25 protein-coding genes are annotated in these 21,194 nt (G+C 63.1%); 12 read left to right on the forward strand and 13 right to left on the reverse strand.

The genetic code is table 11. The features are described 5' to 3' along the window. The first annotated feature begins 90 nt into the window (after positions 1–90). Positions 91–897, forward strand: coding sequence for a SirB1 family protein (locus NY023_RS23285; RefSeq protein ID WP_013974185.1), 807 nt, complete (start codon positions 91–93; stop codon positions 895–897). Here NY023_RS23285 and maiA read toward each other — a convergent pair. The 3 genes from maiA to hmgA are packed head-to-tail and all read right to left on the reverse strand — an operon-like array spanning position 891 to position 4,133. Beyond that, a complete protein-coding gene (gene maiA / locus NY023_RS23290) occupies positions 891–1,523 on the reverse strand; it encodes a maleylacetoacetate isomerase (RefSeq protein ID WP_013974186.1) in 633 nt (210 codons plus the stop codon). The genes NY023_RS23285 and maiA overlap by 7 nt on opposite strands. 12 nt (positions 1,524–1,535) lie before the next feature. Then, positions 1,536–2,828 carry a fumarylacetoacetase gene (gene fahA / locus NY023_RS23295; protein WP_013974187.1) on the reverse strand — a complete coding sequence of 431 codons (1,293 nt, stop codon included), beginning with the start codon at positions 2,826–2,828 and terminating at the stop codon, positions 1,536–1,538. 3 nt (positions 2,829–2,831) lie between these two features. Further along, positions 2,832–4,133, reverse strand: a complete 1,302-nt coding sequence (hmgA, locus tag NY023_RS23300; RefSeq protein ID WP_013974188.1) for a homogentisate 1,2-dioxygenase — start codon at positions 4,131–4,133, stop codon at positions 2,832–2,834. A gap of 174 nt (positions 4,134–4,307) precedes the next feature. Between hmgA and NY023_RS23305 the strand changes: the two genes are divergently transcribed. Then, positions 4,308–5,090, forward strand: coding sequence for an IclR family transcriptional regulator (locus NY023_RS23305; protein ID WP_023661854.1), 783 nt, complete (start codon positions 4,308–4,310; stop codon positions 5,088–5,090). 351 nt (positions 5,091–5,441) lie between these two features. Here NY023_RS23305 and NY023_RS23310 read toward each other — a convergent pair whose 3' ends face one another. Beyond that, positions 5,442–6,356 (reverse strand): SDR family oxidoreductase, encoded by a 915-nt coding sequence (locus NY023_RS23310; protein ID WP_024087730.1) that lies wholly within the window; start codon positions 6,354–6,356, stop codon positions 5,442–5,444. Positions 6,357–6,389: 33 nt separating this feature from the next. Between NY023_RS23310 and NY023_RS23315 the strand changes: the two genes are divergently transcribed. Next, entirely contained in the window at positions 6,390–6,635 is a 246-nt protein-coding gene (locus tag NY023_RS23315) for a hypothetical protein (protein WP_044047157.1), read from the forward strand. A 244-nt stretch (positions 6,636–6,879) separates the two neighbouring features. Continuing rightward, complete coding sequence (locus NY023_RS23320; protein ID WP_038410380.1) at positions 6,880–8,208, forward strand: IS110 family transposase; 1,329 nt, start codon at positions 6,880–6,882, stop codon at positions 8,206–8,208. Between the two features lie 66 nt (positions 8,209–8,274). Here the strand turns inward: NY023_RS23320 and NY023_RS23325 are convergent, their stop codons facing one another. The 3 genes from NY023_RS23325 to NY023_RS23335 form a co-directional block, all read right to left on the reverse strand. Continuing rightward, on the reverse strand, positions 8,275–9,180 hold the full coding sequence (locus tag NY023_RS23325) for an alpha/beta fold hydrolase (RefSeq protein ID WP_024087731.1): 906 nt from the start codon (positions 9,178–9,180) through the stop codon (positions 8,275–8,277). Between the two features lie 176 nt (positions 9,181–9,356). Beyond that, complete coding sequence (locus tag NY023_RS23330) at positions 9,357–10,043, reverse strand: LrgB family protein (RefSeq protein WP_024087732.1); 687 nt, start codon at positions 10,041–10,043, stop codon at positions 9,357–9,359. After that, positions 10,033–10,419: a CidA/LrgA family protein gene (locus NY023_RS23335; protein WP_013974193.1), complete on the reverse strand. Its 387-nt coding sequence runs from the start codon at positions 10,417–10,419 to the stop codon at positions 10,033–10,035. Before NY023_RS23335 ends, NY023_RS23330 begins: the two co-directional genes overlap by 11 nt. A 96-nt stretch (positions 10,420–10,515) precedes the next feature. Here NY023_RS23335 and NY023_RS23340 point away from each other — a divergent pair, with 96 nt between their 5' ends. Next, complete coding sequence (locus NY023_RS23340) at positions 10,516–11,412, forward strand: LysR family transcriptional regulator (RefSeq protein ID WP_024087733.1); 897 nt, start codon at positions 10,516–10,518, stop codon at positions 11,410–11,412. Between the two features lie 127 nt (positions 11,413–11,539). On the opposite strand, the gene NY023_RS23345 is transcribed toward NY023_RS23340, so the two are convergent. Beyond that, positions 11,540–11,995: a flavodoxin gene (locus NY023_RS23345; protein ID WP_013974195.1), complete on the reverse strand. Its 456-nt coding sequence runs from the start codon at positions 11,993–11,995 to the stop codon at positions 11,540–11,542. Positions 11,996–12,123: 128 nt separating this feature from the next. Between NY023_RS23345 and NY023_RS23350 the strand changes: the two genes are divergently transcribed. After that, positions 12,124–12,552 (forward strand): PAS domain S-box protein, encoded by a 429-nt coding sequence (locus NY023_RS23350; RefSeq protein ID WP_013974196.1) that lies wholly within the window; start codon positions 12,124–12,126, stop codon positions 12,550–12,552. 56 nt (positions 12,553–12,608) lie between these two features. Beyond that, complete coding sequence (locus NY023_RS23355) at positions 12,609–13,226, forward strand: hypothetical protein (RefSeq protein WP_038410142.1); 618 nt, start codon at positions 12,609–12,611, stop codon at positions 13,224–13,226. Here NY023_RS23355 and NY023_RS23360 read toward each other — a convergent pair. Continuing rightward, positions 13,211–14,143: a MerR family transcriptional regulator gene (locus NY023_RS23360; RefSeq protein WP_024087735.1), complete on the reverse strand. Its 933-nt coding sequence runs from the start codon at positions 14,141–14,143 to the stop codon at positions 13,211–13,213. The genes NY023_RS23355 and NY023_RS23360 overlap by 16 nt on opposite strands. A 219-nt stretch (positions 14,144–14,362) precedes the next feature. Here NY023_RS23360 and NY023_RS23365 point away from each other — a divergent pair, with 219 nt between their 5' ends. From NY023_RS23365 to NY023_RS23380, 4 genes are read left to right on the forward strand one after another with little or no spacing between them, the layout of a single operon-like run. Further along, positions 14,363–14,923, forward strand: a complete 561-nt coding sequence (locus tag NY023_RS23365) for an antibiotic biosynthesis monooxygenase (protein WP_023661194.1) — start codon at positions 14,363–14,365, stop codon at positions 14,921–14,923. A 33-nt stretch (positions 14,924–14,956) separates the two neighbouring features. Next, a complete protein-coding gene (folM, locus tag NY023_RS23370) occupies positions 14,957–15,694 on the forward strand; it encodes a dihydromonapterin reductase (RefSeq protein WP_013974200.1) in 738 nt (245 codons plus the stop codon). Between the two features lie 9 nt (positions 15,695–15,703). Then, entirely contained in the window at positions 15,704–16,000 is a 297-nt protein-coding gene (locus NY023_RS23375) for a DUF1244 domain-containing protein (RefSeq protein ID WP_013974201.1), read from the forward strand. Further along, positions 15,993–16,334 (forward strand): HopJ type III effector protein, encoded by a 342-nt coding sequence (locus tag NY023_RS23380; RefSeq protein ID WP_003260709.1) that lies wholly within the window; start codon positions 15,993–15,995, stop codon positions 16,332–16,334. The genes NY023_RS23375 and NY023_RS23380 overlap by 8 nt, the downstream gene beginning before the upstream one ends. A gap of 44 nt (positions 16,335–16,378) precedes the next feature. On the opposite strand, the gene NY023_RS23385 is transcribed toward NY023_RS23380, so the two are convergent. From NY023_RS23385 to NY023_RS23400, 4 genes are all read right to left on the reverse strand, one after another. Next, positions 16,379–17,287, reverse strand: coding sequence for an alpha/beta fold hydrolase (locus NY023_RS23385; RefSeq protein ID WP_013974202.1), 909 nt, complete (start codon positions 17,285–17,287; stop codon positions 16,379–16,381). Positions 17,288–17,454: 167 nt separating this feature from the next. Beyond that, positions 17,455–18,666, reverse strand: coding sequence for an enoyl-ACP reductase FabV (fabV, locus tag NY023_RS23390; protein ID WP_013974203.1), 1,212 nt, complete (start codon positions 18,664–18,666; stop codon positions 17,455–17,457). Between the two features lie 243 nt (positions 18,667–18,909). Next, positions 18,910–19,443, reverse strand: coding sequence for a cytochrome b/b6 domain-containing protein (locus NY023_RS23395; protein WP_044047158.1), 534 nt, complete (start codon positions 19,441–19,443; stop codon positions 18,910–18,912). Then, positions 19,440–19,706 carry a PepSY domain-containing protein gene (locus tag NY023_RS23400; protein WP_024087737.1) on the reverse strand — a complete coding sequence of 89 codons (267 nt, stop codon included), beginning with the start codon at positions 19,704–19,706 and terminating at the stop codon, positions 19,440–19,442. Before NY023_RS23400 ends, NY023_RS23395 begins: the two co-directional genes overlap by 4 nt. A 176-nt stretch (positions 19,707–19,882) precedes the next feature. Between NY023_RS23400 and NY023_RS23405 the strand changes: the two genes are divergently transcribed. Further along, positions 19,883–21,061, forward strand: coding sequence for an acetyl-CoA C-acetyltransferase (locus NY023_RS23405; protein ID WP_013974206.1), 1,179 nt, complete (start codon positions 19,883–19,885; stop codon positions 21,059–21,061). The last annotated feature ends 133 nt before the right edge of the window (positions 21,062–21,194 follow it).

Consider the following 21,194-nt stretch of genomic DNA (forward strand, 5'->3'; position numbering starts at 1 on the left):
TAGGCACGGCCCTTGGGCTGGTAGCGCCGCCGGACCACTGGACGAAACCGCGCACCGCGGCTAATACTCAAGCGTGTGTGGAGAAGCCCCATGAAGCCACGTCAAGCCTGCCTGGCCTGCCTGGAACGCGAGCCCGTCGCCCTGCTGGAAGCCGCATTATGGATTGCTGCCGAGCACGACCGAAGCGTCGAGCCCGCGGCCAGCCTTGCCAAGCTGCATGACCTGCAGCGTGAGATAAGCACCAATCTGCCGATGCTGCCGCTGTGCGAACTGGCACAGCCATTGTTGCGCCAACTCAATGCCCTGGGCTTCCAGCAGGATGAATATCACCCGCTGCGCCCGCATGCCGCGATGATGGACAAGGTGCTGCAACGCCGACGTGGCCAACCGCTGACACTTGCCATCCTCGCCCTGGAACTGGCCCGGCGTCTGTCCATACCCCTTGAGGGCGTAGGCTTCCCTGGCCATTTCCTGCTGCGCGTGCCGGGTGCCGATCACCTGCTTGACCCCTGTGGCGGCCGGCGTCTCTACCCCAACGACTGCCGTGAGCTGCTGGCTCGCCAGTTCGGCCCGCATGTAGCGCTGACTGCCGAGCACATGCGCAGTGCCAGCCCGCTGCAGATGCTGCAACGCCTGTCACGCAACCTGCGCCAGTTGCATATAAGCAACGACAACCACCTGGCGGCACTGATCGATGCCGAGCGGGTCATGCAACTGGGCCCGGTGCAGGTCAGCGACTATGTGACTCGCGCTTCGCTATACCAGCATCTGGATTGCCCGCAGGCCGAGCGCTTCGATCTGGAGCATGCGTTATTGCTGACAGAGGACCCGGTCCAGCGCCTGAAGCTTTCCGAACGTATCGGCAAGCTTCCGGCGGCGAACCGTTCCATTCACTGAGCCGGGCTGTCCGGCTGCCGGGCGGGGTGGGCCTGGGCGAACGCCGCGTGCTCGGCCGCAAGGGCGGCAACCCGAAGGATGCGCGGGAAGCTGTCGAGGTCGACGTTGAAACGTTCGGCCGCGTACAACTGCGGGATCAGATAGACATCCGCCAGGCCCGGCTCATCGCCGAAGCAGAAGCCATGATCGCCTATCAGTTGCTCAACTGCCCCCAACCCTTGGCTGATCCAGTGACCAATCCATTGGTTGACCTGGCTTTCGTCCTGGCCGGCCTGGCGCAGCCGGTTGAGCACGCTGACGTTGTGCAGCGGATGGATATCGCAGCCGATGATCGCCGCCACGCCCCGCACCTTGGCACGCGCCTCGGCCGTGGCCGGTAACAGCGCAGGTTGTGGATAAACCTCTTCCAGGTACTCGATGATCGCCGGCGACTGCACCAGCAGCTCACCGCCATCGGTACGCAACGCCGGAACGCGCCCCTGCGGGTTGACCGCGACATAACCCGCGCCGCGCTGTTCGCCCTGCAGCAGGTTGACCGGAAGGGACTGGTAACCCAGCCCCTTCAGTGCCAAAGCAATGCGTACCCGGTAGGACGAGGTGGAACGGTAATAGGTGTACAGCTCCATGCCCCTGCCTCCTCAGTTGGCCGCGACGACCTTGCCGCGGCATTCGCCGAAACCGATGCTGGCCACGCCCTCACGCACGCAGCGGGCACGCAGGATGATCTCGTCGCCGTCTTCGAGGAACTTGCGCACCTCGCCACTGGCCAGTTCCACCGGGTGCTTGCCACCTTCGGTTATCTCCAGCAGGCTGCCGAACGAACCTGGCGTGGCGCCCGACAGCGTGCCCGAACCGAACAGGTCGCCCGGTTGCAGCTGGCAGCCGTTGACGCTGTGGTGCGCGACCAGCTGCGCCACGGTCCAGTACATGCTGCGGGTGTTGCTCAGGGTCAGGCGGTGCGGGGCGAGGCCCTGCTCGCGCATTTGCTCGGTCAGCAGCAATACCTCAAGCTCGATATCGAATGCACCTGCGGCCTGGTCGCGCTTGTCCAGCAGGTACGACAGTGGCTGCGGGTCGCCCTCCGGGCGTGACGGCTGGGCACAGCGGAACGGCTCAAGCGCTTCGGCGGTAACTACCCAAGGCGAGATGGTGGTGATGAAGCTCTTGGACAGGAACGGCCCCAGCGGCTGGTATTCCCAGGCCTGGATATCGCGCGCCGACCAGTCGTTGAGCAGGCACAGGCCAGCCACGTGCTCGGCGGCATCGCCTACCGGGATCGCCTGGCCAATGTCGTTGCCCTGGCCGATCCAGATACCCAGCTCCAGCTCGTAGTCCAGGCGCGCGCAGGGGCCGAAGCTTGGCTCGGTGTGCCCGGCCGACAGAGTCTGGCCCTTGGGCCGGCGCACATCGGTGCCGGATGGGCGGATGGTCGAGGCGCGGCCGTGATAACCGATCGGCACGTACTTGTAGTTGGGCAGCAGCGGGTTGTCGGGGCGGAACAGCTTGCCCACGTTCTTGGCGTGCTCGATGCCCACGTAGAAGTCGGTGTAGTCACCGATCTGCGCCGGTACATGCAGCTGGCAGGCGGTTGCCGGGTACAGTGCGGCCTGCAGAGCCGCCTTATGTTCACTGTGTTCGCCCAGCAGCACCAGCAGGCGCTCGCGCAGGGCAACGCGGGCACCGCGGCCGAGGGCGAAGAATGCGTTCAAGACCCCACCACGGGTGGCCTCGACCGCGGCCTTGGCTGCACCGTCGAACAGGCCGGCGGCCAGCACCGCCTCCAGGTCCAGGATCGCGTCGCCGATGGCCACGCCACAGCGCTTGGCTTCACCCGGCCGGCTGAAGATGCCCAACGGCAGGTTCTGCAGCGGGAAGTCGCTGTGCCCGTTGGCGTGCTCGACCCAGCTACGGGCAATGGCGGTCTGATTCATGGGTTATCTCCGGTTCGGGTTGAAGGTGCTCGGCAAGGTGGCCCAGCAACTATCGTAGTCGGCCTGCAACTGCGGGCATTCAAGGGCTTGCAGGCTCGGGCGCAGCACCTGGCTGGTCTCGAACATGAAGGCCATGGTGTTGTCGATCTTGTGCGGTGCCAGGTCGGCAGCAATAGCCTTTTCGCAGGTTTCGGCGTCGGGGCCATGGGCGCTCATAACCCCGTGCAGCGAGGCGCCACCCGGCAGGAAGCCCTCGGCCTTGGCGTCGTAGGCACCATTGATCAGGCCCATGAACTCGTTCATCAGGTTGCGGTGGAACCATGGTGGACGGAAGGTGTTCTCGGCCACCATCCAGCGTGGCGGGAAGATCACGAAGTCCATGTTGGCCATGCCATGCACGCTGGTCGGCGAGGTCAGCACAGTGAAGATCGACGGGTCCGGGTGGTCGAAGCTGACCGTGCCGATGGTGTTGAAGCGACGCAGGTCGTACTTGTACGGCACGTTGCTGCCGTGCCAGGCGACCACGTCCAGCGGCGAGTGCTGCAGTTCGCAGGCCCAATGTTCGCCCAGGAACTTCTGCACCAGCTGCACCGGGCCATCGGCCTCTTCGTAGTGCGCCACAGGGGTGAGGAAGTCGCGCGGGTTGGCCAGGCCGTTGCTGCCTATCGGGCCCAGGTCCGGGATGCGCAGCGGTGCGCCGTGGTTTTCGGCGATATAGCCGCGGGCCTCGCCGTCGAGCAGTTCGACGCGAAACTTCATGCCACGCGGGATGACCGCGATTTCCAGCGGCTCGACTTCCATCACCCCCAGTTCGGTGGCAATGCGCAGGCGGCCCTGTTGCGGCACCAGCAGTAGTTCACCGTCGGCGTTGAAGAACACCCGCTCCATCGACCGGTTGGCGCGGTAGATGTAGATGCTCACGCCGGCCGGTTTTTCCGCAGCGGCGTTGGCCACCATGGGCAGCCAGCCCTCGATGAAATCGGTAGGTTCGACGGGGATCGGCTGGGGGTTCCAGCGCAGGCGGTTGGGAGTGATGGGCCCCAGCGGGCCGGTCAGCGGCTGACGCGCCAGGCGCTCGAAACGCGGGTGCAAGGCAGACGGACGAATACGATACAGCCAGGTGCGGCGCAGCTCGCTGCGGGTCATGGTGAACGCCGTGCCCGAGAGCAGCTCGGCATACAGCCCATAGGGCGCCTTCTGCGGCGAGTTCTGCCCGACCGGCAAGGCCCCAGGCAGCGCTTCGCTGGCAAACTCGTTGCCGAAGCCGCTGAGGTAGTGAAGGTCGGGTGACGTATCGCGATTCATCGATGCCTCCGGGCTCTGGCCGAGCCGTTGCTGGCAGCTGGCTGCTGGCCCGGGGCGGGGTGGCAGCGCGTCTGCATTGTTTTTATCGTAATCAGATTACGAATAACGTAATTTGCTACGGGCAATGCGTCAAGCTATAAAGGCGCGACTCGACGAATCCGGAAGAAGATGTCCATGGCCAAAGCCAGCTCCCCCGCCGACAACGGCAAGCAGAAAGTCCGCTCGGCGGAGGTCGGCACCGACATCCTGAAGGCTCTTGCCGAGCTCTCCCCGTCCACCTCTCTGTCGCGCCTGGCGGAACATGTGCAGATGCCAGCGAGCAAGGTGCACCGTTACCTTCAGGCATTGATCGCCAGCGGTTTTGCCGAACAGGATGCGGCCACCAACCATTACGGCCTGGGGCGCGAGGCTCTGCGGGTAGGGCTGGCGGCGCTGGGTAGTATCGATGTGCTGAAGATTGCCGCGCTGCCGTTGTCACAGCTGCGCGATGAACTGAACGAGAGCTGCTTCGTTGCCGTATGGGGCAACCAAGGCGCGACAGTGGTCAGCATCGAGCCGGCAGTACGCGCGGTCACGGTGGTAACGCAGATCGGCTCGGTTCTGCCGCTACTCACTTCGTCCACCGGGCTGGTGTTCGCCGCCTATCTTCCCGAGCGCGAGACCGTGGAGTTGCGTGACCGGGAACTGGCCGCCCTGCAGCACAGCGCCGCCGACTACCAGGCAGTACTGGCGGGCATTCGTGAACGTGGCCTGCACCATGTGCACGGGCTGTTGATGCCGGGCGTGGATGCGCTGTCGGCCCCGGTGTTCAATGCCATGGGGCAGATCGCCGCGGTGATGACGGTGGTCGGGCCGACCTCGATCTTCCATGCCGACGAGCATGGTCCGGCGGCGCAACGGTTGCTGGCAGCAGCACGGGAAACCAGCTGGCGCATGGGCTATTCGCCCGCCAACTGAGCGCCTTCGGCACTATTGCCCGATACGTAAAGGTGAATGTCATAAGCGGCTATTTTTCCTGCAGGATCAGGCGCTTATTCTTACCTCACTGGCCGGCATGAAGGGCTCTCCCCCCCGCCTTTCAGGCCTGCGAGGTTCACCGACGTAGATTTTGAAGCTCCTTGATCTGACGTCTCGATTGGCCGCTGCGGCTTGCAGCGGCCTTTTTTATCTGCCCTGAAAATTTCTTCGCCTGTGCTGGCCTCTTCGCGGGTAAACCCGCTCCCACAGAGATATCACTACCCCAGGGGCTTGTGGTGTACCTGTGGGAGCGGGTTTACCCGCGAAGAGGTCAGCACAGGCATACAAGTTTCAGCCCAGCGGATACTTCTGCAAGTTCGCCATCATCTGCTGCAACGCCTGCAAGCTGTCCTGTGGGTGCACTGCCCCGTCGAAGTCGCCAATCCGTGCCCAGTTCTCCGCCACCTGCTCCGGAGTAAAGCCTTCACGCGGATCGAAGCCTACCCCCAGGCTGCGCTCCCAACGCACCTTGCCCACCCAACCGCCACCCACTTCGAACAACTCACCACTGCCCTGGCACTGCTCGCTGCCCAGGTACACAACCAGCGGGCTGACCAGCTCAGGCTTGAGCCGCTCGAACACCTGGGGCGGGATCAACCCTTCGGTCATGCGGGTGCCACCCGTGGGGGCGATGGCGTTGACCAGGATGCCATGCTTGCGCCCTTCGATCGCCAGGGTACGTGTCAGCCCATACAGGCCCAGCTTGGCCATGCCGTAGTTGGCCTGGCCGAAGTTGCCGTAGATGCCGGATGTGGAAGCGGTGAAGATCACCCGCCCCCAGTTCTGCTCACGCAGGTGCGGCCAGGCGGCGCGGGTGACCTTGTAAGCCCCCTCGACATGCACCTGATACACCTGCTCCCAGTCGCTGTCTTCCATCTTGTGGAAGGTTTTGTCACGCAGGATGCCGGCATTGTTCACCAGCACATCGACCCGGCCGAAGCTGTCCAGGGCCTGCTCGACAATACGCGCGCCTTGGCTGACCGAATCATGGTTGGCAATGGCACTGCCACCAGCGGCGCGGATCTCCGCTACAACTCGGTCGGCGGCGGAGGCGCTGGCACCTTCACCGTGGGTGGACCCGCCGAGGTCGTTGACCACCACCCGCGCACCACGGGCAGCGAACAGCAGCGCATGGGCACGGCCCAGGCCGCCCCCGGCTCCGGTGACTATCACCACGCGATCTTGCAGACAGACAGGCTCGCTCATGCTCATGGCTCCAGGCAGATTCAGGTAGGCCGAGTGTCCGCCGCCAGCGGCGGGTGGACAATCAAGCTCACGCAGGCTGAATGCCTGGCAATAACGCAGCACGATGGTTACGGGGCCGCTTTGCGGCCCATCGCCGGCAAGCCAGCTCCCAAACCAACCGCGCCGGCCTCCAGGCATGCGCTGTACCTGTGGGAGATCACCCAGCCCTTCCGGGCTGCGCTGTCGCGCAGCAAACATGAGGCGCATGACTTCAGATCTGTGGCAGCGCTGACATTTTGAAAAAGAAAAGGCGGCTGGCCTATTAGGGCCAGCCGCCTTTCGCTTTGTTAGGGTTTGAGCGCGCGGGACAGAGATCGTAGCCAGCACTGGTGTGTGTCAGCACACCCGCGTGGGAGAGTGATCCGCACGGTATCGGCGTGAAGTCCCTGTAGGCATCAGCTGAATCAGCTGTGACCACGTATGAGAGAGTGAACCCTTTCGCCACCGTGTGCCCCGCGCGCCCTTTATCCTGCGAGTATTCACCATGGCGCGCAAGCCTTCCAAGCAACGCTTCACCATCGTTCATCCCGACTGCGCTGCGATTGATGTAGGTAGTCGAGAACACTTTGTCGCGGTTGATCCCCAGTACGAGAACGCCGTTCAGTCATTCACGTCCTTTACCGACGACTTGTACAAGCTGGCCGATTGGCTCGATAGCTTGGCCATCAAGGTCGTAGCCATGGAGTCCACAGGCGTTTACTGGATTCCGATTTACGAAATCCTCAGCGAACGGGGATTCGAGGTCTATCTTGTTAATGCCCGAGCTACCCGGCAAATAACTGGACGCAAGTCTGACGTGCTGGATTGCCAATGGATCTGGCAACTGATGACTCATGGTCTCTTGCGAGGCGCTTTTCGCCCAAGCGACCCAACATGCTGCGTTCGCTCACTGGTCAGGCAACGGGCTTTCAAAGTGAAAGACCAGGCTCAAACCTTGAACCGGATACAGAAGGCACTGAGCCAAATGAACATCCAGTTGGCCAATGTCATCAGTGATATTTCAGGCGTGACGGGCATGAGAATTTTGCGAGCAATCATCGCGGGTGAGCGAGATCCTGTTCGATTGGCTGAGCTGACCGATGGCCGCATCAAGGCAGGTAAAGACACCATTGCGCGTAGCCTGCATGGCAATTGGCGACGAGAGCACCTGCATGCATTGGCGCAGGAGCTCGCAGCCTATGACTTTCTTGAGCAACAGATCGCTGAATGCGATGCCGTCATCGGAAAGGCATTGGAACAACTACCCGTACTAGAGCATGAACCACAACCACCCAGGAAAGCGCTGCGAAGCCCACACCGGACGAGCGCTCAACAGGCAGCGCTACACCAAGCCCTCTGGCAGGTGCTAGGGGTCGATTTGACCGCTATTCCAACAATTGGCGTGGACACCGCCCTGGTGCTGGCGGGAGAGATCGGCTCTGATCTCTCACGATTTCCATCATCCCAGCACTTTTGCTCCTGGCTAGGGTTGGCCCCGCCGACTCGTATCTCAGGCGGCCGCCAGCTATCAGGGGGCGGTCCTAAGGTCATTAACCGAGCGGCACAGGCGCTCAAGCAGGCCGCTTCAAATGCACGCAACGACAAGGGTTTCATCGGGGCATCGCATCGAGCCAGATTGACTCGCATGGACACCAGTTGCGCCATCAAAGCCACTGCACACCAACTGGCTCGACTGGTCTACACACTGCTGACAAAAAAACAGACTTATGTTGAACAGGGGCTCGAAGCATTCGAAGCCAAAAGCCAAGACCGACAGCTTCGGGCTTTGCTTCGCAAAGCCCGAAAGCTGGGATATCAATTGGTGGCAGCCTAAGGTGCTTAAAAAACAGCGGGTTGCATTTTGTTTGATGAGAGCCAGCTTGCCGGCGATGAGGCCCTGTCAGGACCACGCCACTTTCTGCTGGAAACAGCTCAACGGTTGTTCACGAAAGGCCAGGTAATGGCGCAGCACCTGCACCGGCGCTTCGGTATGCGGGTAATGGCCGATGCCGTGCAACTGCACGGTGTCCGGCTCCGGCACCAGTTGCCGGTAGCGCTCCACCATGTGTGCGCCGGAAAGCGGGTCGTCCACGCCATTGATAAAGCGCAGCGGCACGCCTTCGTGCTGCATCGCGCCAACCCAGCGGTCCCGGTGCAACCTGCGCTCTGGCATGTAACCCACCAGCTTGTGCAGGATGCGCGTGCCACGGTTGGCGGCTATCAGGCTCCAGCAGTCATCCAGCGCACTTTCACTGGGGTGGGTGCAAGGGCCGTAGACCTGGGTCAAGTTGCGCACCAGGTCGTCGCGACCGAACGAGCGCCCTACCAGCCAGCCCAGGCGGCTGAGCAACAGCTTCTGTACCAGCAGCATGCGGCAGCTTTCGGGGAACAGCCCGCTGTTCAGGAACACGCAGCTGGCAATGCTGGCGCGCTGTTCATGATGCCGCGCCAGCATTTCCTGGGCCACACTGCCGCCGTAGTCATGGGCCAACAGATGCACCGGCTGGTCGACCTTCAGCTCGGCGAGCAAAGCCTGCTGCAGGTCGGCCTGCTCCATCAGGCTATACACGTGATCGACCGGTTTGGCCGAATCGCCAAAGCCGAGCATGTCACAGGCGATAACCCGGAAGCGCTGGGCCAAAGGCCCCCACAGGTAGTGCCAATCCCAGCTGGCGGTGGGGAAACCGTGCAACAGAAGCAGGGGCTCTCCTTGCCCTGCGGTCCAGTAGCGGATGCTCTGGCCCCGGAAGCTGAAACTCTGTCCCCGGGTACGCCAGACGCACAATGGAATTTCGGCCATGGGCATCAGAACGGTCCCGGTGAAGTGGTGTTGGCGGAATAGAGCAAGGCTGCGGTCATTGCATGTCACCTCGGCACTTACATGTGCTCTCTATGTCGAGGCTGAGTCTAGCCAGCAGCCCATGGGCTGGAACTTGCGTTGCCAGCCAGCTTGATGACTTGGCGAGTCAGTGGCACGAACGGTCAGAGCAGCATGGCCAGCAGCGGTGCCGCGAACAGGTTCAGCAGCCCGGTCAGGACCATGACCAGGCCGGCCACCGAGCCCTCTTCGCGGCCTACCTCCTGTGCCCGGCTGACACCGGCACCATGGGCGCCCACGCCGAACAGCGCGCCCCGCGCCAGCGGCGTGCGCAACGGCAACCAGCGCAGCAGCACACCGCCGAACATGGCGCCCAGCACGCCGGTGAACATCACGAACACCGCCGTGAGCTCCGGTACACCACCCAGGTCATGGGCCAATGGCATGGCAAAGGGCGTGGTGATCGAACGCGGCACCAGCGACAGGCTGGTCGCGCTGTCCAGCGCCAACATATGAGCCAACCCCCAGGAACTGGCGATCGAAGCGCTGCTGCCGGCGACCATGCCCACCATCAGTGCCGGCCAGTGGCGCGCCAGCATGGCCCGTTGCTGCCAGATCGGCACCGCGAAGGCCACGGTCACCGGGCCAAGCACGCTCATCAGCCAGTGGGTGTTGCGGGCGTACTCGGCATAGGCGGTGTGCAGCGGCACGGCCACCGCCAGCAACAAAACCGGCACCAGGATCAGCGGCGACAGCAGGTAGCGCCCGCTGCGCCGGTACAACCAGCGGCTGCCCAGGTACGCCAGCAAGGTCAGGGCCAGCCAGAACAGCGGCATAGGTTCAAGGCTCATGGCGCAACCTCCAGCGGCACACCAGTTCCACGGTCAACGCGGTCACAACCATTACCATCAGGGTGCTCACGGCGATCACCAGCAGGATGCGCCAGCCCTCGTCACGAATCAGGGCGCCGTAATCGAGCAGGCTCATCAGCGCCGGGATGAAGAACAGCAGCATCTCAGCCATCAGCCAGCCGGCGCCCAGTTGCAGCATGGCCGGCTTGAGCACACCCGAGGCGAACAGCAACAGCAGCAATGCCAGGCCCATCACGCCGCCAGGAATCGGCCAGCCCAGCCAAGTGGCAAGCTGGCCACCGAGCAGGAACAGAGCACAGAGGATCGCCAACTCGACGAGCAGGCGCAGGGCTTTTTTCAACAACGCGGGTTTCATGGGGGGTTCCTCTACAGGCCCTCATTTTAAGATTTGGCTGCCTAGGCCAGAAGCGAATTGTTAGACTGAACACCATTCCAGAATGGAATGGTGATCATGGAATTCAAACAGCTGCGCAGCTTTATCGAAGTGGTCCACCGCGGCGGTTTTACCCAGGCCGCGCAGACCCTGCACATCAGCCAGTCGGCGGTGAGCAAGCAGGTGGCTCAGTTGGAGCAAGATGTGGGCCAGCCGCTGCTGGAGCGCCAGGCCTCGCAGTTGCACCTGACCGCTGCCGGGCGCATCGTGCTGGAGCGTGGCGAAGCCTTGCTGCGCCAGCGTCAGGCACTGCTCAGCGAACTGGACGACCTCAGCCAGATGGGCCGCGGTGAGCTGCGCCTGGGCTTGCCGATGCTGGGCAGCGACGCGCTGTTCGCCGGGTTGTTCGCCGAATATCGGCGGCGTCACCCGAACATCGCGATCCAGTTGCTCGAAGGCGGCAGCCGCAGCATCGAACAGGCGGTCAGGAGTGGCGAACTGGAACTGGGTGGCAGCCTGACGCCCAGTGACGAGGCGTTCGACTACCAGCCCTTCTGCAACGAGCCAATGGATGCCCTGTTGCCTGCCGGGCACGAGCTGGCAGGCCAGGAAGTGGTAGATCTGCGGCAGCTGGCCGATACGCCGTTCCTGCTTTACCAACGCAGCTTCGTGCTCAATGACCGGCTGCTGAAGGCGTGCCAGCAGCAGGGTTTTACCCCCAAGGAAGGCGGGCGCAGTGGCCAGGCGGATTTCCTCGCAGCGCTGGCAGCGGCGGGCCAGGGCGTGGTGTTGCTGCCCCGTGTGGTGGCGAAAGCGCTGGAGCGCCCCGGTGTGGTGCGCTTGCCGCTGCGCTCGCCGGCAGATTTGCGTTGGGATATCGCGTTCATCTGGCGGCGCGGGGCGTATCTGTCACGGGCGGCGCAGGCGTGGTTGGCACTGGTGAGCGGGTGGCCGGTGCTCGGCAGCAAGGGATGAGTTGCCCTTGCCGTCCTCTTCGCGGGTAAACCCGCTCCCACAGGAACACCACAGCCTCTGAAATCTGTGCAGTACCTGTGGGAGCGGGTTCACCCGCGAAGAGGCCGGTACAGGCGAAAAATACCCGTCAGGCTTTAAGTGTACTCACCAACTCAGCCAACCAAGGCTCTGCATCCGCCTCCGGAGTCACCGTCTCGCTGGCATCCAGGCGCAACATCGGTTGCACTTCGCGCACGCCCAGTTCGGCAAAAAGTTCGCGCATCTGCTCGCCTCCACCGCAATAGGTATCGCCATAACTGCTGTCGCCCAAGGCAATCACCGCACCCGGCAGGCCACGCCAGGCCGCAGGCAGGGTATCGCGAATGCTGCAATACAACGGCATGAGGTTGTCCGGCAGTTCGCCCATGCCAGTGGTCGAGGTCACGGCCAGCAAGGCGTCGGGGGCGAAACCTTCAAGGTCCTGCAAGGTGGCGCGCGCCGCATGCCAGGCCTCCAGGCCAGCAGCCTTGAGCAGCGATTCAGCGTGACGGGCGACTTCTTCGGCGGTGCCGTAGACCGATCCGGAAATAATGGCGACTTTCATCGGGTAGAGGATTCCGAAACTGAGTGAAAACGTAGGATACTAGCATCCGGCGCTGGCAAAAGGCCGCCTCTACCAAAGTCACCATCCTCAACCCTGCTTCGCACCTTTGTTCACTCAATGGCCCGAACATGATCAATGCGCAACTACTGCAATCCATGGTCGATGCGTCCAACGACGGCATCGTGGTCGCCGAACAGGAAGGCGACGACACCATCCTCATCTACGTGAACGCGGCCTTCGAACGCCTGACCGGCTACGGCCGTGACGAAATCCTCTATCAGGATTGCCGCTTCCTGCAGGCCGACGATCGCGACCAGCTTGGCCGCGCCCGCATCCGCAAGGCCCTGGCCGAAGGCCGCCCGTGCCGCGAAGTGCTGCGCAACTACCGCAAGGATGGCAGCCCTTTCTGGAACGAACTGTCGATCACCCCGGTAAGGCACGACACTGAACAGCGCACCTATTTCATCGGTATCCAGAAAGACGTCACTCGCCAGGTCGAACTGGAGCGGGAACTGGCACAACTGCGCGTTCGTCAGAAACCCGACGAACGCACCTGAACCAAGTTCGCCACGCACGGTCAATCCCGTTGAAGAAATCGCCATCGAGTTCGATCATGCAAGCAGAAGCGCTCCTGACCCAGGACGAGCTGGATTTCATACAGAACATGCAGCATACGCCGCAGTTGAACCTGGCCGACCCCATGTCGAGCCTGCTGGTCAATGGCGACCATCGCATCCAGAGCTTGCTCACCCGCTTGGTGGCCAACGAGCAGGTAACTCTGCAGGCCCAGTTCAACAACCAGCAAATCAGCTTCCCGCTGCAACTGGTGGAAGACGAGTTCCACGCCCTGCACCTGCAACTGGGCTCACCGGAAATCTACGAGGACGGCCCCATGCTGCGCCCCTGGCGCCTGTCGATGGAGAAGCCGAGCGCACTGCTCGATGCCCATGGGCAGGAAACTGGCCTGTGGGTTCGCGAGATCTCGTTCAAGGGCACATTGCTGGAAGTCCGTGGCCTGCCAGCGGCACCAGCCCACTTCGAATTGCGTTTCGCCCCTGATGGCATCCCCCCCATCGAACTGCATGGCGTGCTGGGCCGGCGCATCGGCCCGGACCTGGCAGCCTACGACCTCAGCCAAAGCCCGGCCGAAGAGATCGAACGCCTGCGCGACTACATCCTCCAGGCCCATCGCCGGGCCCACCCCGAGCTACACACTCAGGTATCGAACTGACCGGCCAGAAACTGCCGCAAACGCTGGCGCATCACGCTACCCTGCGCACCCAGGCAAGCGATCGGGCTGCCAGCCAGGCTGTCCTGTGCCAGTTCCGCCGCTTCACCCGCCAGTAACAACGGGCACTCCAGCCCTGCCACTAGGCGCGTCAGCCGCCGTGTGAGCTCCGCCGTGGGCGGCTGATGGGAAAACAGCACCAGGGCATCCGGTTTCAGGCGTTCGCAGACCAGTGCCAGTTCTGCCAGCGGCTGCCCGCTCGCCAGTGGCGTCACGCCAACTTCATCGCTGCCCAAGGTCAGGCTGGTCACCAGCAAATCCAACTCGTGGCACTGCCCCGGCAATGGCGCCAGCAGCACCATGCGGCTGCGCGGCGCACGGGCGAGTTGCAAGCGGGTATACACCCGGCCACGCAGGAACTGATCGAGGAACAGCCACTCGCTGGCCTGCCCGTAGCCGCCCTGACCGGCCGCCAGGTCATGCCACACCGGCATGAACACTTCACTGAATACCTGGTCCAGGGTGCAGGCGGCAAATACCTCGTCGAACAGGCGGTCCAGGCCGACAAGGTCAAAACGTTGTAACGCCTGGCGAATCTGCTGCTGCCAGCGCCCCCAGGCGCCCGTCGCGCCACCTGCCTGCCCGGCACGGGCATGGTCGCGCGCGAGGATGCTGGCAACCTTGCTTACCGCCACGCCGCGCTCCAGCCAGCCAAGGATGCGGCGGATGTCATCGATGTCGGCCTGGGAATACAGGCGGTGGCCGCTGTCGGTGCGGGTTGGCTGGATCAGACCGTGGCGGCGCTCCCAGGCGCGCAAGGTCACGGCATTGACGCCGGTCAGGCGGGAAACCTCACGGATCGGAAACAGGTCCTGCGCGAGGCCCGCATCGATTACCGGATTCAGTCCCTGTTCGTTCATCTGCACGGGGTTCCCTGTGTGTCCAAGTTGAACACCTAGTCTACTACGGCAATACCAGACGCTGGGGCGCAACCGTTTGCCGGCTTACAGTTGCCGAAGATCGCGGATGGGCGATAATCCGCGCCCGATTCTTGCATGCATGCCTGTGTCGCCCACCACCCCGGGCCACTCAGCCAAAGGGGCCGGCTACCCGCCAGCCCCGTTGCCAGGAGATACACAATGTCTACCCCACCCGTCACCTTGATGGTGTCGCGCCGCGCCGCCCATGGCCGCTACCAGGACTTGCTGGCCTGGCTGCATGAAGGCGAGCAGCTGGCCACCGACTTCCCCGGCTACCTTGGCTCGGGCATCCTCGCGCCCCCCCACGACAGCGACGAATTCCAGATCATCTTCCGTTTCAGCGACGAGCCTACTCTGCATGCCTGGGAACATTCCGCCTCGCGTCGGGCCTGGTTGCAACGCGGGAACGGGCTCTTCGAACGCCCCAAGGAAGCGCGCGTGAGCGGCATCGACGACTGGTTTGGCACCAACATGGTGCAAAAACCACCACGTTGGAAGCAGGCTGTGGCCATCTGGCTGGCCTTCTTCCCGGTCTCGCTGGTGTTCAACCTGGTGTTCGGCCACTGGCTCGCTGCGCTGGACCTGGTACCACGGGTACTGCTCAGCACCCTGGGCCTGACGCCGGTGATGGTCTACCTGTTCATCCCCCTGTCCACCCGTTTGCTGGCCGGCTGGCTGCATGCGTCCCCCGCCCCTGCCGGCGCCCTGCGCAGCCGCTGAGGCCAGGCCGTACACGCGGTAGACAGTTCGGGTATGCTGGGCGGCAACCAAAGGACAGACAAGTTGACCGCCCCGAACATGAACAGCCCCATTCTCGTTACCGGAGCCAGCCAGCGCGTCGGGCTGGCCCTGGCCCTTGAACTGGCACAGGCCGGCCATACGGTGGTCAGTGCCAGCCGCAGCATCCAGCCACAGGCGGCCCACCCGAACATCGTGCAGTTCCAGGCCGACCTGTGCCAGCTGGCCGATCGACAGGCCCTGATCGACTACTTGCACAACCATTACGACGGCCTGCGCGCGGTCATCCACAACGCCTCGTTGTGGCTCGACGATGGCCTCGACAACCTCGAGACCATGTTCCGCCTTCACGTCGAAGCGCCCTACCACCTCAACCTGGCCTTGGGCGACCTGCTGGCCAAGGTGGAAAAGGCCGACATCATCCACATTTGCGACGAAACCTCTTCGCGCGGCAGCAAAAGCCACATCGGCTACGCCGCGACCAAGGCCGCGTTGCAGAACATGGTGCTGTCGTTCGCCGAAAAATATGCGCCCAAGGTGCGTGTGAACGGTATCCTGCCCGGGCTGCTGATCCTCAAGGAAGGGGGTGACGAAACCTACCGCCAGCAGACCCTGAAAAAGGCCCTGCTGGAGTTCGAACCCGGCGCCGGCCCGCTGATCGAGACGGTAAAGTACCTGCTCGCCAGCCAGTACAGCACCGGCAGCCAGGTGGTCATCAACGGTGGCCGCCACCTGAAGAACCGCATGACCTGAGAGAAGCCCATGACCCCACAGCAACAGCTCGAACTCGAGGCCGCCGCGTTCCGGCGCCTGATCGAACACCTGCAGAAGCGCACCGACGTGCAGAACATCGACCTGATGAACCTGTCCGGTTTCTGCCGCAACTGCCTCTCCAAGTGGTACAAGGCCGCGGCTGACGAGCGCCAGCTCGACCTGAGCCTGGATGACGCCCGCGAAGCGGTGTACGGCATGCCTTACGCCGAGTGGAAAGCCCAATACCAGAAAGAAGCCAGCGCCGACCAACAAGCGGCGTTCGAAAAAGGAAAACCTCGTGACTGACCTGAACACACTGCGCGCCAGCCTGGCCAGCGGCCAACACGTGTTTGCCGACACCCTGGCGTTCATTGCCGACAACTACAGCTACCAGCCACAGGCCTTCGACAATGGCGGCGTGGCGAATGCAGCCGGGCAGAACGAAGGTTCGTGCAAGACCCTGGGCCTGGCGCTGCTGGAAGGGCTGAGCGACCAGGAAGCGCTGCTGGCCTTTGGCGAGCACTACCGTGACGTGGTGGCCACGCCCGAGGGCAGCGACCATGGCAATATCCGGGCGCTGATCAAGCATGGGCTGGCGGGCGTCAAGTTCGCCGAGCTGCCGCTTGCGCGCAAGGCTTGAGATTTTGGGGCCGCTCCGCGGCCCTTTCGCCGGCGCAGACAGCATCAACCCATGATCCTTCCTGGGACCTCACCCGCCAACCCACCCTGCTGCAACCACTGCAAGGCCACCGGCCACAACCTTTCGCGAAAGCGGTCATGGAAGAACGCGAAATGGCCAATTTCATCGACCGAGATATCCACAGGCGCAATACGCAGGTGCTGGCGCTCGGCGCCCTGCAGATAACCCAGCAAACGCTCGGTCGCCGCCACGGTACCAAAGGGGTCATCGGTCAGGCTGATGGCCAGCGTCGCCGCCCGCACCTGGGCGAACGGTAGTGCCTCCAGTGCAAGCCCGCTGGGTCGGTGCTCATAGCGCGGGGTACGGGTGGTCCAATCGTGCACCACGCCGGATGGCGTGTCCTCCAGCCAACCCAGGCGCTTGCCGGGAAAATAACCGAACACGCGGGTGAGCAGCGGCATTACCACATGCCACTTGCAGAACAGCTGCCAACGCTGGTCAGCCGCATAATCACGCCAGTAGGCGAATTGCGCGCCAACCATCACCACCCGGCGAACCTTGCTCGCCGACGGTGCCAGCCCCACTGCGCACCCGCCAAAACTGTGCCCCACCACGTCCACCGGCTGGCCGGGGAAATGTTCTGCGGCATGCACCAGCATGGCTTCGAAATCCAGCCGGCCCCAGTCGCTCCATGATGCCTGGAAGCCACGCAGCGATGCCGGGCGGGATTCGCCGATGCCACGGTAGTCGTATGTCAGCACATCGCAACCTTGGGCGAACAGGTAGTCGGCGAAACGCGAGTAGTAGTGGCAGCGTACCGAAGTGGCAGCGTTGATGATCACCAGCGGGCGCTGGGGGTCAGGTCGGGCGTGGCGCCAGCGGAAACCGCCGAGGCTGTAGCCGTCGGCTGCGGTGTGGCGAAAGGCAGTGGCGGGTTGGGTGAGGCTGCTCATGGCACATTCCCTGTTGTTGTGCGCCAAAGCTAGCAAAGATTTTATAGCCTGTACCGGCCTCTTCGCGGGTAAACCCGCTCCTACAGGTACTCCATTCCCCTCAAGTTAAAAGGGATCCCTGTGGCAGCGGGTTTACCCGCGAAAGGGCCGGTACAGGCCGGCAGCGATTACAGCTCGATGCAGTCGAACTTCACATCGGTAGCCACGTCTTCGTCGTAGTTGACGTCAGCGCGCTCGAAGCCGAACAGGTTGAGGAACTGCTTCTTGTAACCGGCATAGTCGGTCAGCTCGAACAGGTTCTCGGTGGTCACCTGTGGCCACAGCGCCTTGCAAGCGTCCTGCACGTCATCACGCAGTTCCCAGTCGTCCAGGCGCAGGCGGCCCTTCTCGTCGACCTCGGCCGGCGCGCCGTCGGCACGGTACATGCGGTCGCGGTACATGCGGTCCAGCTGGTCCTGGGTGCCTTCGTGAACACCCTTCTCCTGCATGATCTTGAACACCATCGACAGGTACAGCGGCATCACCGGGATGGCCGAGCTGGCCTGGGTAACCACCGACTTCAGCACCGCCACGTTGGCGCCGCCCTTGACTTCATCGGCCAGCTTCTTGTCCAGGCGCAGGGCGGTTTCGTCCAGGTCCTGCTTGGCCTGGCCCAGCGCACCGTGCCAGTAGATCGGCCAGGTGATGTCGCTGCCGATGTAGCTGAAGGCCACGGTGCGGGCGCCTTCGGCCAGCACGTTGGCACCAGCCAGGGCGTCGATCCACAACTGCCAGTCCTGGCCACCCATGACGGTGACGGTGTCGGCGATTTCCTGCTCGGTAGCCGGCTCGATGCTGGCCTCGATGATGGTGTCCTTGTTGGTGTCGATGGCGGTCGACTTGTACGGCTGGCCGATCGGCTTCAGGGCCGAACGCACCAGTTCACCGGTCTGCGGCAGCTTGCGTACTGGCGAGGCCAGCGAGTAGATGACCAGGTCGACCTTGCCGCCCATTTCGTTCTTGATCAGCTCGATGACCTTGGCACGAGCTTCGTCGGAGAAGGCGTCACCATTGATCGATTTGCTGTACAGGCCCTCGGCATTGGCGAACTTGTCGAAGGCTGCAGCGTTGTACCAGCCAGCGGTGCCGGCCTTGGTCTCGGTGCCTGGTTTTTCGAAGAACACGCCCAGGGTGTCGGCCTTGAAGCCGAACGCCGCGGTGATGCGGGCTGCCAGGCCGTAGCCGCTGGAAGCACCGATGACCAGAACCTTCTTCGGGCCATCCTCGCGCACGCCCAGCTTGCGGGTGGCTTCGATCTGGTCACGGACGTTGAGCTCGCAGCCCTTCGGGTGAGTCGTGGTGCAGATGAAACCGCGGACCTTAGGATGAATGATGGCCAATGTCTGTACCTCGTCAGGTTTATGCCGGGGGAAGCGCCGCCATGGGCGATTCCGGTTGATCAGAGGGTGAGACTACCCCCGCAGGTTATCCGACACATATTACGGGGTGATCAAAGGGATTCAAAACCGAGGTTTGCCTCTGCCGGCCTCCTCGCGGGTAAACCTGCCCACAGGGACCGCGCAGATCTTGAGGGCTGCGCAGCAGCTGTGGGAGCAGGTTCAGCCGGGAAGTGGCTGCCAACGTCAATCGCGGTGCCGACGGCGCCCCGTGATCATCGACCACGGCAGGTTTTCCCGCATGCGCACGCTCTCGTAGATGGCCGCCAGCACATGGACGCAAACCAGCACCAGCAGCGCGTTGGCCAGCCAGCTGTGCAGGTCCATCGGCCAGTCGACACCAAACAGTGCGTCCACCTCCTGCGACGCCCACCCGGTAAGGCCCAGGCCGGCGATGCAAGTCAGCAGCAGCACCATCACCAGGGCGCCAATCGGCGAATGCCCCATATGATGGTCAAGCCCCCCATGCAGCAGCGCACGGGCATGTCCGACCAGGCTTGCCGGGGATGGCCAGAAATCGGCCCAGCGCGCGCTGCGTGGCCCGACAAAGCCCCAGACCACACGCACCACCACAACGGCCAGTGCGTAGTAGCCCAGCCACTGGTGCCAGTCTTCACCCTCTTCGTTGAAGAAGTAGTTGGCGAAGAACACCACGGCGATAGACCAGTGGCACAGCCGCAGTAGGGGGTCCCACAGCTGTACCGTGCCGTCGCTGTTCAATCGTGGTACTCGGTCTTGACTGCCTTGCCCGTCACTGGGTCATGGTAGATCTCGACCTTCTTGCCATCCTTGTCGAAACCGTAGATCTCGTAGCAGTTACCCTTGGTGACCTTGAACTTGTTGATCTTGTAGCCCTGCTCCTTGAGCTGCGCCTGGAATTTTTCCTGATCCTGCCAGGTGCTTTTGTCAGCGGTGGTGCATTCGGTGGCGGCGAATGCAGCGCTGCTGCCGATCAGGAGGGTCATGGCGATCAATATACGCATGGGCATGTGCTCCCATCCAGATGAGTGTAATAGCGCATCCCTGAGCATAGTTCCGCAGGTCGCTTCGCGCTCATTCATTTGCTTTACACATCAATCGCAAAGAAAAACAAACTTAACAAATGAGCCAAAGCCACCGATGCTTGAGGCATTACGCCCATCGCACGGAGAACAACAACATGAACGACGTGGTGATCGTCGCCGCAACCCGTACCGCCATCGGCAGCTTCCAGGGCGCCTTGGCCACTGTGCCTGCAGTAGACCTCGGTGCCGCCGTGATCAAGCGCCTGCTGGAACAGACCGGGCTGGCCCCGGAGCAGGTCGACGAAGTCATCCTCGGCCAGGTGCTTACCGCCGGTGCCGGGCAGAACCCGGCACGCCAGGCCGCGATCAAGGCCGGCCTGCCCTTCAGCGTGCCGGCAATGACCCTGAACAAGGTCTGCGGCTCGGGCCTGAAGGCACTGCACCTGGCCGCTCAGGCCATTCGCTGCGGTGATGCCGAGGTGGTCATCGCCGGCGGCCAGGAGAACATGAGCCTTGCCCCCTACGTGATGCCGTCGGCCCGCACCGGCCAGCGCATGGGCCATGGCCAGCTGATCGACAGCATGATCAGCGACGGCCTGTGGGATGCCTTCAACGACTACCACATGGGTATCACCGCCGAAAACCTGGTGGACCAGTACGGCCTCAGCCGTGAGCAGCAGGATGCCTTCGCCGCCGAGTCGCAGCGCAAGGCGGTGGCGGCGATGGAAGCCGGCCGCTTCGATGATGAAATCACCCCGATCGTGCTGCCGCAGAAGAAGGGAGAACCCAAGGTGTTCGCGCGGGACGAACAGCCACGCCCGGATACCACCACTGAATCCCTGAGCAAACTTCGCCCGGCGTTCAAGAAGGACGGCAGCGTCACCGCTGGCAACGCCTCGAGCCTGAATGACGGTGCCGCCGCCGTACTGCTGATGAGCGCCGCCAAGGCAAAGGCTCTGGGCCTGCCGGTGCTGGCCAGGATCGCGGCTTACGCCAGTGCCGGTGTAGATCCGGCGATCATGGGCATCGGCCCGGTGTCGGCCACCCAGCGCTGCCTGGACAAGGCCGGCTGGCAACTGGCCGAGCTGGACCTGATCGAAGCCAATGAAGCCTTTGCCGCGCAGGCGCTGGCCGTGGGCAAGGCGCTGGAATGGGATGCCACGCGGGTCAACGTGAATGGCGGGGCGATTGCCCTTGGCCACCCGATTGGTGCGTCCGGGTGCCGGGTGCTGGTGACCCTGCTGCACGAGATGATCAAGCGGGACGCCAGGAAAGGCCTGGCAACCCTGTGCATTGGTGGCGGGCAAGGCGTGGCCCTGGCAATCGAGCGGTGATCACAGATTGAATTGAACAGGCCTGGCCCTTTCGCGGGTAAACCCGCTCCCACAGGAACCCCACTGAAGCTGAATCCAGTGGGGACCCTGTGGGAGCGGGTTTACCCGCGAAAGGGCCGGTACAGCCAGCGAA

Source organism: Pseudomonas sp. NBB (assembly GCF_032701105.1).
Taxonomy (GTDB): Bacteria; Pseudomonadota; Gammaproteobacteria; order Pseudomonadales; family Pseudomonadaceae; genus Aquipseudomonas; species Aquipseudomonas asiatica.

Excerpts from the sequence above, each read along its gene's own strand:
- NY023_RS23385 (WP_013974202.1), bottom strand. The coding sequence starts at position 17,287 with ATGAGCAGCCTCACCCAACCCGCCACTGCCTTTCGCCACACCGCAGCC.
- NY023_RS23350 (WP_013974196.1), top strand. The coding sequence starts at position 12,124 with ATGATCAATGCGCAACTACTGCAATCCATGGTCGATGCGTCCAACGAC.
- hmgA (WP_013974188.1), bottom strand. The coding sequence starts at position 4,133 with ATGAATCGCGATACGTCACCCGACCTTCACTACCTCAGCGGCTTCGGC.
- NY023_RS23400 (WP_024087737.1), bottom strand. The coding sequence starts at position 19,706 with ATGCGTATATTGATCGCCATGACCCTCCTGATCGGCAGCAGCGCTGCA.
- NY023_RS23310 (WP_024087730.1), bottom strand. The coding sequence starts at position 6,356 with ATGAGCGAGCCTGTCTGTCTGCAAGATCGCGTGGTGATAGTCACCGGA.
- maiA (WP_013974186.1), bottom strand. The coding sequence starts at position 1,523 with ATGGAGCTGTACACCTATTACCGTTCCACCTCGTCCTACCGGGTACGC.
- NY023_RS23405 (WP_013974206.1), top strand. The coding sequence starts at position 19,883 with ATGAACGACGTGGTGATCGTCGCCGCAACCCGTACCGCCATCGGCAGC.
- NY023_RS23335 (WP_013974193.1), bottom strand. The coding sequence starts at position 10,419 with ATGAAACCCGCGTTGTTGAAAAAAGCCCTGCGCCTGCTCGTCGAGTTG.
- NY023_RS23285 (WP_013974185.1), top strand. The coding sequence starts at position 91 with ATGAAGCCACGTCAAGCCTGCCTGGCCTGCCTGGAACGCGAGCCCGTC.
- NY023_RS23330 (WP_024087732.1), bottom strand. The coding sequence starts at position 10,043 with ATGAGCCTTGAACCTATGCCGCTGTTCTGGCTGGCCCTGACCTTGCTG.
- NY023_RS23305 (WP_023661854.1), top strand. The coding sequence starts at position 4,308 with ATGGCCAAAGCCAGCTCCCCCGCCGACAACGGCAAGCAGAAAGTCCGC.
- NY023_RS23345 (WP_013974195.1), bottom strand. The coding sequence starts at position 11,995 with ATGAAAGTCGCCATTATTTCCGGATCGGTCTACGGCACCGCCGAAGAA.
- NY023_RS23375 (WP_013974201.1), top strand. The coding sequence starts at position 15,704 with ATGACCCCACAGCAACAGCTCGAACTCGAGGCCGCCGCGTTCCGGCGC.
- NY023_RS23340 (WP_024087733.1), top strand. The coding sequence starts at position 10,516 with ATGGAATTCAAACAGCTGCGCAGCTTTATCGAAGTGGTCCACCGCGGC.
- NY023_RS23325 (WP_024087731.1), bottom strand. The coding sequence starts at position 9,180 with ATGCCCATGGCCGAAATTCCATTGTGCGTCTGGCGTACCCGGGGACAG.
- fahA (WP_013974187.1), bottom strand. The coding sequence starts at position 2,828 with ATGAATCAGACCGCCATTGCCCGTAGCTGGGTCGAGCACGCCAACGGG.
- NY023_RS23320 (WP_038410380.1), top strand. The coding sequence starts at position 6,880 with ATGGCGCGCAAGCCTTCCAAGCAACGCTTCACCATCGTTCATCCCGAC.
- NY023_RS23360 (WP_024087735.1), bottom strand. The coding sequence starts at position 14,143 with ATGAACGAACAGGGACTGAATCCGGTAATCGATGCGGGCCTCGCGCAG.
- folM (WP_013974200.1), top strand. The coding sequence starts at position 14,957 with ATGCTGGGCGGCAACCAAAGGACAGACAAGTTGACCGCCCCGAACATG.
- NY023_RS23365 (WP_023661194.1), top strand. The coding sequence starts at position 14,363 with ATGTCTACCCCACCCGTCACCTTGATGGTGTCGCGCCGCGCCGCCCAT.
- NY023_RS23355 (WP_038410142.1), top strand. The coding sequence starts at position 12,609 with ATGCAAGCAGAAGCGCTCCTGACCCAGGACGAGCTGGATTTCATACAG.